This is a genomic window from Pseudomonas sp. FDAARGOS_380, assembly GCF_002591235.1.
In the GTDB taxonomy this organism is placed as follows: Bacteria; Pseudomonadota; Gammaproteobacteria; order Pseudomonadales; family Pseudomonadaceae; genus Aquipseudomonas; species Aquipseudomonas salmasensis.
Window position 1 is genome coordinate 5,722,506 of sequence record NZ_CP023969.1, and the last position, 12,351, is coordinate 5,734,856.

Genomic DNA, 12,351 nt, shown 5'->3' on the forward strand with positions numbered 1-12,351 from the left:
AGAGGGCACCCGGTCGCCATCGCCTCATGGTGAGCCGATGATTTTATTGAGCTTGAACAGTTCATTGTTCGAGGTGACCCCCAATTTGCGAAACGCTGAGGTTTTCTGGGTGCTGATGGTCTTGATGCTGCGATTGAATTTTTCTGCGATTTCACTCACGGTCATGCCCGCCAGATAGCAGCGGATCACCTCCTGCTCACGGCTGGTCAGCTCGGCCTGGACCAGGGCATCCGAGGCTTCGCTGGGGTCTTTGCGCGTCTCGCTGGTGACGGTTTCCGCCAGGCGATACGTCATGTCGGTGCTCAGGTACACCGCGCCGGAGACCACCTTGCGAATGGCCTTGACCACTTGCGTCATGTCCTCGCCCTTGCCAACAAAGCCACGGGCACCGACCCGCATGGCAAGAGCCACGGTAGCCGGGTCATGATGGGCGGACAACACCAGGATCTGACAACTGGGAAACTTGACCCGCAAGGCGCGGATCAGCGATACGCCATCCATCTCGTCGGGGCTCAGGGAGAAATCCAGCAGCAGCAGGTCGGCCGGAGCGCTGACCAGGCCGGCGAGCAAGTCGCGGCTTTTTTCATAAATGCCAACCACGTCAAAGTTGGCCTCGGCCGCCAAGGTGTTGGCGAGCCCATGCCGAACAACAGCGTGGTCGTCCAATAGAGCAATGCGTACAGGTTTCATCGTATTCGAACCCACTTGGCCCCGCTTAGGTGGCGCGGTCAAACAACAGGGACAGCTATTACGGCACTTCAAGGAGTATATGCAACAACCGCCAAAGGGCACGCCCGCCTACCGCTGTTTTTGCGCGCGTCGGCGTGGCCTGCGTTTAGCGTTAAACACTCTCGATGATGTGCTTGATCCGAAACAGCTCGTTGTTGGACATCACGCCCAACTTGCGAAAAGCCGAGGCCTTTTGCGAACTGATGGTCTTGATACTGCGGCTGAATTTTTCAGCAATTTCGGTGATGGTCATGCCCGACAGGTAACAGCGGATCACCTCTTGCTCCCGCGCAGACAAGCTGACAAAACGCATCGCGTCATCGCGTGATTGCTCCTCACCGTCATAGTTGACCGCCGTGGCTTCGGCCACCCGATAGGCCATGTCGGCACTCAGGTAGACAGCGCCCGAGGCCACCAGCCGCACTGCGCTGATCAATTGGCTCATGTCTTCACCCTTGCCGATAAACCCACGGGCACCGACGCGCAGGGCAAGAATCACCGTGGCCGCGTCATGGTGAGTGGAAAACACCAGGATTCGGCAGCCCGGGTACTTTACCCGCAGAGCACGGATCAGCAGGATGCCATCCAGCTCATGAGGGCCGAGCACAAAATCGAGCAACAACACCTCGGCCGGGTGTGTCAGCAGGCCGGCCATCAACTCACGACTGCGAGCGTAGACCCCCACCACTTCAAAATCAGGTTCCTGTACCAACCGATTGACCAAACCATGCCGCACGATTGCATGATCATCCAGCAAAGCAATTTGTAGGCGTTTCATAAATGACGGAACACTCTGTATAGCGTGCAAAAAAATGGACAACAGCGCTGCCTCACTCTGAATAAGTTAAGGTCCTCTCAGACTCATCCATTTCATCAATTACATCCGTGCAACTGAACATCACACGCCACACGCTCACTCCCTATAACTTAACGCGCACAGGCTCACCATCGCAGTTAAAAAATGCGCCAATTCTTCACAATAACAACGGTATAAAACTTAATAGATCTGCGAAAAACTTAATATAAGAAAACTCCTAAAAACCAAGAGCTGACCTACACACATCAAGTTCCAATACTTACCTGCCCGCCAAACTTTACAGCCTCAGCCGTTCTTTTCCCGCTCAATCACAAAGTTCAAGAAGGCGTCTATTTCCATCGGGCGCGCCAGCGCATAGCCCTGCCCTACCCGGCAACCCAGGCGGTGCAGCAGGGGGATCGTGGACTCGTCCTCGATCCCCTCCGCCACCAGGCTCAGGTTAAGCAGACCTGCCCAGTTCACAATGCCTGCGATCACCTTGCGTGACGAGGCGTGTTGCTCGACACCGCGCACAAACGAGCCGTCGATTTTCATTTCATCAAACGACAGGTTCGCCAACAGCTTGAAAGTGGCTGCGCCGCTGCCGAAGTCATCCAGCGAAACCTGAAAACCCTTGGCGCGAATAGTCGTCAATGACGCCGAAAGATGCAGCTCATCCGGCTCCTGCACATCTTCGGTCAGTTCGACTTTCAGCAAGCGGCTCGGCAGATCTGCCTGGCGCATACGCAAGGCCAGGCGCTCGGCAAAATTGGGGGTGCACAGGGTCTTGGCCGACGCATTCACCGCGATAGGGATCGTAATGTTTTCGCGCTTTAACGCTAGCATCACGCGCAGAGTCCACATCTCCACCAGGCTGAACAGCAACAGGTCCAGGCCGAGACGGTTGACCAGCGGCATCAACACCGCAGGCGGAATTTCACCAAAGCGCGGGTGCTTCCAGCGCACCAACGCCTCAGCGCCGACGATGCGCCGGCTCAGCAACTCGAACTGTGGCTGAAAGACAAAGCGCAATCCCTCGCCGGTGGTCAGGGCGTTGATGACTTCATCCTCAGCCAGCGACTCAAACGTCATGGCCTGCAGCTTGGGGTCCGGTTGAGCGAGGGTCAGCAGCACCGTGCGCAAGGCATCGCCCAGCTCCAGCGGGCCACCGTCACGCAAGATCTGCACGCTGATTCCCGCCGACTGCGCCAGGCGCGAATGGGATTCCAGTGCGCTGATGGCTACGCCGCCCATGTGCTTGACCCACAACTGCCTAGCGGGCGCTTCGCACGCCGGTGTAACTGTTGCTTCGATCAAATTTTCCTGCACATTCAGGGTGGTTTCGCCGGTCCAGAAAATACTCGGAAACTGCATTAACGTACCCGCGTCATGCAGTGCTTTGAGCACACTTGGCAACATCAGGCCATCGCCACACTCGGAGCGGATTTCGCACACGATGATGTCCACGCGGTGCGCGCTTAACCACGCCTGCAGCGCCTCCAGCGAGGCGACCGTGGCCAGCGGCGTGACCCCCATGCCACCCAACGCAGAGGCGAGGCGCAAGACACACGCAGGGTCGGTTGCCAACGTGATCACGCGCAGGGCGCTGAACTCGTTAGGCACGGCGGCATTTAAGATCATGACAAAGAATTTCCCGAGATTGTTTCAGCGAAAAAGCTTATCAGTGCCTAAAAAGAAGCAAATAGGAATGGGACTAAAAGCATAAAACTGAGGCGGTGGCGGGTCCCGCGAAAAGCGTGCAATAGCTCACATCAGGATTAATTGGATTCCAGCAACGGTCTGCCCGAGCGCTGTTTTATTTGCACATCCACCCGATCCATGACGCGCGCCAGAATCGATCGGTCCGGAACACCGGAGGCAATAAAGCCGCAGCGTTGCGCCGTGACTGGATTATCGGGAAACGCTTGCAGGGTCACGCCCTGATAAATCAATGAGTGTCTGACACACGCGTACTCCTCAAGCATTTGCTTAAACTGTGCGCCCGCCGCGTGCACGGTTTCTTCATTGATCACCAACAGATCGAATACATCTCTTGCGTTATCCAATAACGTAATCAACACCTTGAGGGAATCGACAGGCACAACGCGGTGGTATCCCAAATGGCCAAGGTCTTTTTCAATACTCATTCGCCGGGTGGCATCGCTATCTACCAACGCGATCCGCAAACGTGGATTGGACATAAAAGCCCTCCTGATTGACATCAAATATTGCTGCGCGAGTTCAACTGGGTCGCCAGCCAGGCCAACGCGCGCGCAGCGTTCATGGGACGAGCACAGAGATAGCCCTGGGCCTCGTTGCATCCCAGCTTCAGTAATCCCTGGCGCTGGTTTTCGTTCTCGACGCCCTCCACCACCACTCGCATGCCCAGTGCCTCGCCCAGTGCCAATGTGCTACTGACCACGGCACGGTTGCGCGCACTGTTTTCAAGGTCGCGAGTAAATGCAGCGTCCAGTTTGATTTCGGTAAACGGCAACTGGCACAGGCGCTCCAGCGAGGAATAGCCGGTGCCGAAGTCATCAATCGACAGGCCGGCGCCCATCATGCGCAGTCGTATCAGGGTGTCGAGCACGGCGGGAGAAACTTCCAGCAGGCCGCATTCAGTGATTTCAAACGTCAGACGACACGCAGCAATGGCGTGGGATTGGAGTGAGTCGCAAAGACGCGGCAGTAATAAGCCATGACCGAGCTGGTCGGACTCCAGGTTAAACGCCAGCGATAGGAACTGCTCCTGCTCTGCCGACTGCTGCAAGAACTCAAGGCCTTGTTGCAACAGCGCGAAGAACAGTTCATCCAACGCGCCCACTTGAGCGAGCAGCGGCAAAAAATCTGCCGGATACAACAGGCCGTACTGTGGATGTTGCCAACGCGCCAGCACTTCAAAACCGCGCACCTGCCCCGTGCTCAAATTGAACTTGGGCTGGAAAAACGCCTTGAACTCATGCCTTGAAAAACCCCCAGCCACGCAGGCCTTGCTCAAGAACCCAGACCGGCTGCTTCGGCGCGCCTGCTTTGTCGGCGCGCCAATCCTCTCCAAGTAGCGGCTGAGCATAGGCGCAATGGCGCTTGCTGGCACCGGGAAGTCCACATAACCCAATACACTGATGCCCAACAGGCCTGCCATGCGATCAATTGCATCGTGCAGGTCCGTGCCATGGGCGCTGAACATAATGAGCGCTTTAGCCAAGTGGCCACGGCCGAGCACTTCGATGGCCCTCAAGCCGTGTGCGCCCTCGTCCTTCAAGTTGCACAAGGCGATATCGACAGGCCCGGTACGCTCGAGCAACTCAACGGCCGCCACGACATCGGCAACGGCGGCCACCTCTTCACACCCGACCTCTCGGAACACCTGGGTGGCAACAAGCCGCTTGAACGGGTGTTCTTCGATGACCAGAACACGAATAGGTAGGAAGGACATGGCAGAGCACACATAAGTGGGGATGTGCGAATTATCGGCAGACCTTCAGCCGGCGTATTTAGGAACGCTCCTAGAAAGGGCCAGAAATATGTAAGGTAGAACATCTGCCCCAGCAGCCATTACCTTGCCAGTATTTACGCCAACTGATTCTGAGCTAGCCTTAACGCGCTGAGTCCTTTATGCGGTGAACTCATGGATACGTTAACGAAAGCCGAAATCGAAACGGCCCTTTCCGCTCGCCTTCCCAAGTGCGCGGTCAAGTGCGCGCTCAACCCGGACGGCAGCCTTTCAGTCACTGTAACGGCGCACGGTATGGACCAATTCACCATCGCCAACATCAACCGCGCCCACTACCACGGTGTTTCGGGGATCAACCGGCTTGTGCGGGAAATACGTGAAGAAATGGTCATCGCCAGGCAGTCTTTCTGGCTGTCATCGGTGGGGTAACAGATATGCCAGACGCTACTGACGCAACGCTGCAACCGGTCAACATTGAATACCTGCAAGACACGCTGTTCGGTGTGAACACGCTCGCCAGCGAGTGCATGGCGCAGCTTGTGCGCGCTGCGCCCGGTGTGCAATTGCAACTTGCGCCACCATGGCCCGCGCAATTGCTGAAAGCCCACTGGATTAGCTTTGAATGGAACGGTCAGGTCTATCGGGGTGTGGTGCAGGAGGCTAAGTCCTTAACCAATGGCGACTTGCTGCTGGACATCGAACCGCAGCCGTAAAAGCGCGCACTTGGCAGCATTAGGCGCGTTCACCCGCCAACGCCCGCTGGTGAAAATGCGGCAGCCATTTCAACGCGTGAAGAGACGCGGCCAACTGCACCTGCTCACGAGAGCCCATAAAGCGTTCCTTGCGACTGAACACACTCAGAGCCCCGCCGTTTCGATAAGCCCAGGCAAAACAGACAGTGCCTGGGGGAATGCCGTCCATCCCATCCGGCCCCAGCAGGCCAGTGGTGGCGACCGCCACATCGGCGGGGCTGTCGCGCAGCGCGCCGTGAGCCATTTCCTGGGCGACCTCACAGCTGGTGAGATTGAACGTTTCGATGGTGTAGGGGCGCACCTTTAACAGGCGCTGTTTCGCCTCTGGCGAATACACCACGTACCCGCTTTCGATCCATGAACCGCTGCCGTCGACCTGTGAAAGCAAGGTGATGATCTTGCCTGCGGTACACGACTCCGCCGTCGTGATGACCAATTGATGGTGCTTGAGGTATTCAACGATAGAAGCAGCGACCGACATGCTGAACGCTCCTGTGCAGAGGGGTGTTGCTGATTGATTTTTGTCAAAAAAAATCGATTTGTAAAAAAGAATTTCGAAAATCTGCTGGGGTCTACAGAGGAACATCCCCCAGGAGACAGCACCATGAAGTTCGCGAAATTCTGCCAAAAACTCTCCAACCAGGCGGGCAGCTCAAAAACCTTTCTGACAGCCGTCAGCTTGATTGCTGTTTGGGCGCTCACCGGGCCTTATTTTCAGTACAACGACACCTGGCAGTTAATCATCAACACCTCCACCACCATCATCACCTTCCTGATGGTGTTCCTGATCCAGAATACCCAGAACCGCGACAACGATATTCTTCATCTGAAACTGGACGAGCTGATTCGTGCCACCAAAGAAGCCCACAATGCGGCGTTGAGCCTGGATAAGCTCGGGTCGCGAGAGCTGCAGAAATTGCGCGAGCAATACAGCAAGTTGGGGCAGCCTAACGCGGTTGATGACAGCGAGCGGGAGGCGGATTCTTCCGGTTCTTCTAGCGGCCCAATCTGAGGCCTACGTAGGTCTGCGTGGGCCTGCGTGCCTTGCCCCCTGGCACAACGCTGTAGCGTTCAAAGGTAACCACGATGCGAAGCGAGCCGCTCTTGATCTTGATCTGCTTGTGATCTTGATCTCAGGCGCCCCGTTAAACCACGCTGGCCGAACGCAGGCTTGAATTCGTGGGTAACCCGGCAGGACGCCGGGTTAGCCGCCCCGCGCCATGGATGGCGCGTGGCGGCGGCCCACGGATTCAAGCCTGCGTTCGGGCACACCGAGCCCAAGCGAGGTGCCGAGTGGTGGGGTAAGAGCGTTTTGCTTACTTTTGCGCTTTTCAAAAGTGAGCCGCCGTCAGGGCGGAACCCTAAGTGGCCGTTACCGCAGCAATGGATATGCACACAATCCAACTTTGTCGCCTGCCAGGCCGCCTTCGCGAGCAAGCCCGCTCCCACAATTTGATCGTGGGGCATCAGATAGATAGGGGCCGGCTGTGAGGCCGTCATCGCAGGCAAGCCAGCTCTCACAGTTTGATCGCGGGGCATCAGATAGATAGGGGCCGGCTGGGAGGCCGTCATCGCAGGCAAGCCCGCTCCCACAATTTGATCGTGGGGCATCAGGTAGATAGGAGCCGGCTGGGAGGCCGTTATCGCAGGCAAGCCAGCTCCCACAGTTTGATCGCGGGGCATCAGATAGATAGGGGCCGGCTGGGAGGCCGTCATCGCAGGCAAGCCAGCTCCCACAGTTTGATCGTGGGGCATCAGGTAGATAGGAGCCGGCTGGGAGGCCGTCATCGCAGGCAAGCCAGCTCCCACAGTTTGATCGCGGGGCATCAGATAGATAGGGGCCGGCCGTGAGGCCGTCATCGCCGGCAAGCCACATGCGTGAGTGTTCAACTCAAAGCATTTTGAACGCTCCGTACGCTCGTCTTTCCAACGAGAACAGGATTAAACCTGGCTTTGATCCTCGAGCGTGAACACACCGGCAACAGGAGGCAGCCGACCATGACTGACAACCCCACCCAACCCTTAGCCGCAGTAGCGATGCTGGCCCTGCTCAGCGCCTGCGCTGGCAACAACTCCCCCTCGAATGTCGAAGCCCCCGGAAAACCCACGACGCCCTCGACCCGAACGCTGGAAGCCGGCGCCGCCCTGCTTCAATCACGCCCCCCCATTGACGCACTGAACGCCTACTTGGACGGCTTTCACTTCTACAACGGCCACCCCGATGTACAAATGGAAGCCCATCACTACTGCGCAATCCTCAATGAAGAGGTCATCCAGTGCGTGATCTACGACGGCAACCTCAAGGATGCCAAGTTGATGGGCGTGGAGTACATCATCAGCGAGGCGCAATTCAACACGCTGCCCGCGCCTGAGAAGGCGCTGTGGCATAGCCATGTGCATGAAGTGAAGTCAGGGCAACTGGTGGCTCCGGGAATCCCCGAGGTGGCGGAGCATGCACTGATGGAGAAGCTGGTGCACACCTATGGCAAGACCTGGCACACCTGGCATACCGATCTGGATAAACGCCTGCCCTTGGGCGTCCCGCAATTGATGATGGGGTTCACCGCTGACGGCCAGGCCGACCCGCGTATGGTCGCCGAGCGAGATAAACGCCTGGGCATCGACAGTACCGAAAAGAAAAAGACTCGCGCCGATATCCCCGCGCCGCCCATCGCACCCGGTGCAGACGCGTGGCGCCAGGGCACGGTTATCCAGATCGCCGACCCAACCCAAAAGGCCCACCGGCACTGACACCGCCATTCAGTCATTTGGATTGAACGATCATTTGCGGGCCCTTCTCTACCCAAGACCAGCCAAAGGAGGATGTCATGATGATTGATACCGCAACCGGAATGAGGCCTGGCGAGCGATACGCCGTGGAAAACCTGGAGCGCACACCGAACTTCAGCGGGTTTTTCCTGGACGGAAAGTACTACCTGGGCCCTGAACTGATGACGGCAGTCGGATGGCTTGAGGGCCAGACGTTTATCTACGATGAGCTCGATGCCACAGGCGAACCGGTGTTTCCCGACCGCGTCGCTGGCACCCTCGAAAACTTGACCCTGATACTGACTGACGGCGCCCGCCTACAACTGCACCCGGTGCCCGCCCACGTGCCCGAGGATTCGCCTGGCGTCGTGCAGGCCAAAGGGAAACTGCACGGCAAAACCGTGGTGATCACCGGCGCCTCCAGTGGCATTGGCCGCGCGGCTGCTCACGCCTTTGCCGAGCAAAGTACCCGCTTGGTATTGGCGGCTCGGGATGAAAAAGCCCTGGAAGAGGTGGTCGAGGAATGCGCTGCGCGCGGCGCCGAGGCCGTCGCCGTTAAAACCGATGTGACCCAGGGCGACCAGATGCGCGCATTGGCCGAACAGGCAGCGGCCTTCGGCAATGGCCGCATCGATATCTGGATCAATAACGCTGGTGTTGGCGCGGTCGGCAGTTTCGAGAACACGCCCCTGGAAGCCCACGAACAAGTGCTGCAAACCGACCTGCTCGGGTACCTGCGCGGCGCCCACGTGGTGTGGCCCTATTTCAAAGCCCAGAACAGCGGGATCCTGATCAACACCTTGTCGCTGGGCAGTTGGGTAGCCCAGCCCTATGCGGTCGCGTACTCAGCCAGTAAATACGGCCTGCGCGGCCTGACTGAAGCCCTGCGTGGCGAGCTGACTGATTACCCGGATATTCATGTATGCGACATCTACCCCGCCGTGATGGACACACCGGGCTTTCGCGATGGCGGCAATTTTACCGGCCACGTGTTGACGCCACCGCCACCGGTGTATGACCCACATAAAGTCGCGCAAGCGATGGTGGCCTGTGCGCTGCAACCCAGAGACAGCACCACGGTAGGCAGCGCTGCCACCGTGGCTCGTGTCGCGCATTTTTTGCTGCCTGGCTTTGCCCGGTTATCCGGTTGGCTCACCCGCCTCGGCCTTGAGCGCAGCCAGCGCGCCGCGACGTCGGCAGGCAACCTCTACACCCCGGCAAGCGGTGAACGTCGCGTGGAAGGCGGCTGGCGGCAAACCCGCCGGACACCCTATGGGGTGGTCGCAATAGGCGCTGCGCTGCTAGTGGGCGGTGTTGTCGTTGCGCGCAAATATTCAGCTCGTCACAAATGAACACGGGGGCGACTGCCCCCTTTACATGAGGTAACCCAGCATGTCTTACGATTACAAAGGTACTGCCAGTGTCATCACTGCCTCGCGCCATCTTGGAACACCCTCAGATGAACGCCTTAATGAGTCTAAAAACATCCAAATGACCAGCAGCGGTAAACCGACCATCGCGCGCTTGGACTTTGACACGCCATTGGATTGGCCCGGCAATCCCAACTTTATTACCGTCAATTTGCCTGACGGTTCCTCTGTCAGCGGGGTTATCGCCGAGCTCAAACGCCCGGCGGATGGGCCTGGATGGGTCACCTTTACGGTAGATGACTAGGCCTCATCCACGCCCTGCGCCCAGTCATCGAATTGTCGGACAACTTATTTGAATTATTTTTGACGTCAAATATCTGTACTTCATGAGTATCAAGGAGGCCTCATGAAACACAACGACCTATTCACTATCGAGTACCAGCTGCACGGCGAGCCCAAGTCTTTCATCGTGCGCGCGCCGCGCATGGACAATGCCGAGGCTTGGCATTGGGCCAGTTGTGACGCTGGTGTGGCGGTGATCCCCAAATTTGGGCAACACACCTTCAAGCGTGTGTCCAAACCGATGGCGGAGAAATACGGCATTACCCAGGTGCGCTGGAGTGGCGCGGCACAGATTCAATGGGCGGAGGGCCTCAGAGGATGAACAGCCAGACTCTTGGTTACACAACGACAAACAGGCGGGACGATGAGGTCGCGCGAAACGCCGAGATGTTTTTTGAAGCGGATCGATTGGATGCCTTGGCGTACGAAATTATCGAGTCCTACAGCGGCGATGCGCAGACGTGGGCGCGCTTTACCGAGGCGAAGAAACGTGCGGATGCGCAGCGTACGGTGGCTTATCGGGAGTGGATGCGGATTCATCGCTCCAAGCGAAAATAACGTCAGTGGGCACGCATCGATCTGACACCCCACGATTCAAATGTGGGAGCTGGCTTGCCTGCGAAGACGGCCTGACAGTCAACACAGTTGGAACGGGTACATATCCGTTATTTAGGTAACGGCTACTTAGGGTTCCGCCCTGACGGCGGCTCACTTTTGAACAGCGCAAAAGTAAGCAAAACGCTCTTGCCCCACCACTCGGCACCTCGCTTAGGCTCGGTGTGCCCGTAATCCGCCAGTGATTTGGGGGGCCGCCGCCACGCGCCATCCATGGCGCGGGGCGGCTAAACCGGCATCCCTGCCGGTTTACCCCCCAAATCACTGTCGAATTCCGGCCAGCGTGGTTTGACGGGGCGCCTAAGATCAAGAGCAGATCAAGAGCGGCTCGCTTCGCATCGTGGTTACCGTTGGGTGCTGCTACAAGCTAAAAAATTGTGTCGATACCTATGCTGCGATAGCGGTCTGACAGCCGCTCAGGATGTCAGGCCCGGCGAATACCCCTCGCGTTCATGCCCCTGACTCGGGATCTTTCGATGGCCCTCCAGGGGCGACACCGCCTTGCTCCTTCCCGTGTTGTCCGCCTGCCGGTGCCTGGGATTTATCGTTTCGCTTAGCCGCCGGCGGGCGCACCTTTCGCTCGGAGTGATTCGGTTCGTGGCGCTTCGAGGCTTCGCTCATATCCCCCTCCTTCCTCACTGATCAAAGTATCGGCTTGCCACCCGTCACACCGTAGCGTTCGCCGGAAATATAGCTGCCTTCATCCGACGCCAGCAGCACATAGATCGGCGCCACTTCCACCGGCTGGCCGGGGCGTCCCAGTGGGGTGTTGCCGCCAAAGTTTTTCACCATGTCCGGCGTCATCGTCGAGACGATCAACGGTGTCCAGATGGGCCCCGGTGCCACGCTGTTGACGCGAATCCCGCGCTCGCCGAGCATCTGCGCCAGGCCGGCGGTGAAGTTGGCAATCGCGCCCTTGGTGGCCGCATAGGGCAACAGGCTGGGGTTGGGCATATCGGAGTTGACCGAGCTGGTGTTGATGATCGAACTGCCCTCGGCCATGTGCGGCAGCGCGGCCTTGCAGATGCGGAACATCGCGGTGATGTTGACGTTGAAGGTTTTCACCCAGTCCTCGTCGGGGATGTCTTCCAGCGACTGATAGGTCATCTGGAACGCCGCGTTGTTGACCAGCACATCGATGCGGCCGAACTTCTCCACGGTGTCGTTGACGATTGCCGTGCAGTGATCCGCATTGCCCAGGTCGCCGGGCAGTAACAGGCATTGACGGCCCGCCGCCTCGACCCAGCGTGCGGTTTCCTTGGCGTCTTCATGTTCATCCAGATACGACACCGCCACGTCCGCGCCTTCACGTGCGAAGGCAATGGCCACCGCCCGCCCGATGCCGCTGTCGGCTCCGGTGACCAAGGCGATTTTATTGGCGAGCCGGCCCGAGCCTTGGTACGACTGCTCACCGCAATCGGGCATCGGGTCCATCTTGCGCTGCTCACCGGGTACGGACTGTTGCTGGGGTTGGAACGGTGGTTTTGGATAGCTGTTCATCAGAGCTTCTCCTGGGTGGGTTTC

At 58.1% G+C, this 12,351-nt stretch carries 15 protein-coding genes; 8 read left to right on the plus strand and 7 right to left on the minus strand.

The features are described from left to right. Positions 1-24: 24 nt before the first annotated feature. The 5 genes from CRN80_RS26555 to CRN80_RS26575 form a co-directional block, all read right to left on the minus strand. A complete protein-coding gene (locus tag CRN80_RS26555; protein WP_003190442.1) occupies positions 25-690 on the minus strand; it encodes a response regulator transcription factor in 666 nt (221 codons plus the stop codon). 151 nt (positions 691-841) lie between these two features. Continuing rightward, a complete protein-coding gene (locus CRN80_RS26560; protein ID WP_032892352.1) occupies positions 842-1,507 on the minus strand; it encodes a response regulator transcription factor in 666 nt (221 codons plus the stop codon). Between the two features lie 324 nt (positions 1,508-1,831). Beyond that, positions 1,832-3,166 (minus strand): EAL domain-containing protein, encoded by a 1,335-nt coding sequence (locus CRN80_RS26565; protein ID WP_098951997.1) that lies wholly within the window; start codon positions 3,164-3,166, stop codon positions 1,832-1,834. 137 nt (positions 3,167-3,303) lie between these two features. Beyond that, a complete protein-coding gene (locus CRN80_RS26570; protein ID WP_032892354.1) occupies positions 3,304-3,726 on the minus strand; it encodes a hypothetical protein in 423 nt (140 codons plus the stop codon). Between the two features lie 20 nt (positions 3,727-3,746). Next, on the minus strand, positions 3,747-4,961 hold the full coding sequence (locus CRN80_RS26575; protein WP_098951998.1) for an EAL domain-containing protein: 1,215 nt from the start codon (positions 4,959-4,961) through the stop codon (positions 3,747-3,749). A gap of 192 nt (positions 4,962-5,153) precedes the next feature. Between CRN80_RS26575 and CRN80_RS26580 the strand changes: the two genes are divergently transcribed. Both CRN80_RS26580 and CRN80_RS26585 read left to right on the plus strand, forming a co-directional pair. After that, the gene (locus tag CRN80_RS26580) at positions 5,154-5,408 is read left to right on the plus strand and encodes a hypothetical protein (protein WP_003190434.1); all 255 of its coding nucleotides are present in this window, start codon (positions 5,154-5,156) and stop codon (positions 5,406-5,408) included. A 5-nt stretch (positions 5,409-5,413) separates the two neighbouring features. Further along, a complete protein-coding gene (locus CRN80_RS26585; protein WP_098951999.1) occupies positions 5,414-5,692 on the plus strand; it encodes a hypothetical protein in 279 nt (92 codons plus the stop codon). Between the two features lie 19 nt (positions 5,693-5,711). On the opposite strand, the gene CRN80_RS26590 is transcribed toward CRN80_RS26585, so the two are convergent. Beyond that, positions 5,712-6,212: a CinA family protein gene (locus CRN80_RS26590; protein WP_069558777.1), complete on the minus strand. Its 501-nt coding sequence runs from the start codon at positions 6,210-6,212 to the stop codon at positions 5,712-5,714. 123 nt (positions 6,213-6,335) lie between these two features. Here CRN80_RS26590 and CRN80_RS26595 point away from each other — a divergent pair, with 123 nt between their 5' ends. From CRN80_RS26595 to CRN80_RS26635, 6 genes are all read left to right on the plus strand, one after another. Then, positions 6,336-6,743, plus strand: a complete 408-nt coding sequence (locus CRN80_RS26595) for a low affinity iron permease family protein (RefSeq protein ID WP_003190428.1) — start codon at positions 6,336-6,338, stop codon at positions 6,741-6,743. Positions 6,744-7,729: 986 nt separating this feature from the next. After that, positions 7,730-8,482: an OBAP family protein gene (locus tag CRN80_RS26615; protein WP_098952000.1), complete on the plus strand. Its 753-nt coding sequence runs from the start codon at positions 7,730-7,732 to the stop codon at positions 8,480-8,482. A gap of 80 nt (positions 8,483-8,562) precedes the next feature. Next, positions 8,563-9,852: an SDR family oxidoreductase gene (locus CRN80_RS26620; RefSeq protein WP_098952698.1), complete on the plus strand. Its 1,290-nt coding sequence runs from the start codon at positions 8,563-8,565 to the stop codon at positions 9,850-9,852. A gap of 40 nt (positions 9,853-9,892) precedes the next feature. Next, on the plus strand, positions 9,893-10,174 hold the full coding sequence (locus CRN80_RS26625) for a hypothetical protein (RefSeq protein ID WP_032892361.1): 282 nt from the start codon (positions 9,893-9,895) through the stop codon (positions 10,172-10,174). 102 nt (positions 10,175-10,276) lie between these two features. Next, the gene (locus CRN80_RS26630; protein WP_003190423.1) at positions 10,277-10,534 is read left to right on the plus strand and encodes a DUF6555 family protein; all 258 of its coding nucleotides are present in this window, start codon (positions 10,277-10,279) and stop codon (positions 10,532-10,534) included. Then, positions 10,531-10,770 (plus strand): hypothetical protein, encoded by a 240-nt coding sequence (locus CRN80_RS26635; RefSeq protein WP_032892362.1) that lies wholly within the window; start codon positions 10,531-10,533, stop codon positions 10,768-10,770. The genes CRN80_RS26630 and CRN80_RS26635 overlap by 4 nt, the downstream gene beginning before the upstream one ends. Positions 10,771-11,469: 699 nt before the next feature. Here the strand turns inward: CRN80_RS26635 and CRN80_RS26640 are convergent. Continuing rightward, a complete protein-coding gene (locus CRN80_RS26640) occupies positions 11,470-12,327 on the minus strand; it encodes an SDR family oxidoreductase (RefSeq protein WP_098952001.1) in 858 nt (285 codons plus the stop codon). Positions 12,328-12,351 lie beyond the last annotated feature (24 nt).

Coding starts and splice junctions, on each gene's coding strand:
- CRN80_RS26555 (WP_003190442.1), bottom strand. CDS start 690: ATGAAACCTGTACGCATTGCTCTATTGGACGACCACGCTGTTGTTCGG.
- CRN80_RS26560 (WP_032892352.1), bottom strand. CDS start 1,507: ATGAAACGCCTACAAATTGCTTTGCTGGATGATCATGCAATCGTGCGG.
- CRN80_RS26565 (WP_098951997.1), bottom strand. CDS start 3,166: ATGATCTTAAATGCCGCCGTGCCTAACGAGTTCAGCGCCCTGCGCGTG.
- CRN80_RS26570 (WP_032892354.1), bottom strand. CDS start 3,726: ATGTCCAATCCACGTTTGCGGATCGCGTTGGTAGATAGCGATGCCACC.
- CRN80_RS26575 (WP_098951998.1), bottom strand. CDS start 4,961: ATGTCCTTCCTACCTATTCGTGTTCTGGTCATCGAAGAACACCCGTTC.
- CRN80_RS26580 (WP_003190434.1), top strand. CDS start 5,154: ATGGATACGTTAACGAAAGCCGAAATCGAAACGGCCCTTTCCGCTCGC.
- CRN80_RS26585 (WP_098951999.1), top strand. CDS start 5,414: ATGCCAGACGCTACTGACGCAACGCTGCAACCGGTCAACATTGAATAC.
- CRN80_RS26590 (WP_069558777.1), bottom strand. CDS start 6,212: ATGTCGGTCGCTGCTTCTATCGTTGAATACCTCAAGCACCATCAATTG.
- CRN80_RS26595 (WP_003190428.1), top strand. CDS start 6,336: ATGAAGTTCGCGAAATTCTGCCAAAAACTCTCCAACCAGGCGGGCAGC.
- CRN80_RS26615 (WP_098952000.1), top strand. CDS start 7,730: ATGACTGACAACCCCACCCAACCCTTAGCCGCAGTAGCGATGCTGGCC.
- CRN80_RS26620 (WP_098952698.1), top strand. CDS start 8,563: ATGATTGATACCGCAACCGGAATGAGGCCTGGCGAGCGATACGCCGTG.
- CRN80_RS26625 (WP_032892361.1), top strand. CDS start 9,893: ATGTCTTACGATTACAAAGGTACTGCCAGTGTCATCACTGCCTCGCGC.
- CRN80_RS26630 (WP_003190423.1), top strand. CDS start 10,277: ATGAAACACAACGACCTATTCACTATCGAGTACCAGCTGCACGGCGAG.
- CRN80_RS26635 (WP_032892362.1), top strand. CDS start 10,531: ATGAACAGCCAGACTCTTGGTTACACAACGACAAACAGGCGGGACGAT.
- CRN80_RS26640 (WP_098952001.1), bottom strand. CDS start 12,327: ATGAACAGCTATCCAAAACCACCGTTCCAACCCCAGCAACAGTCCGTA.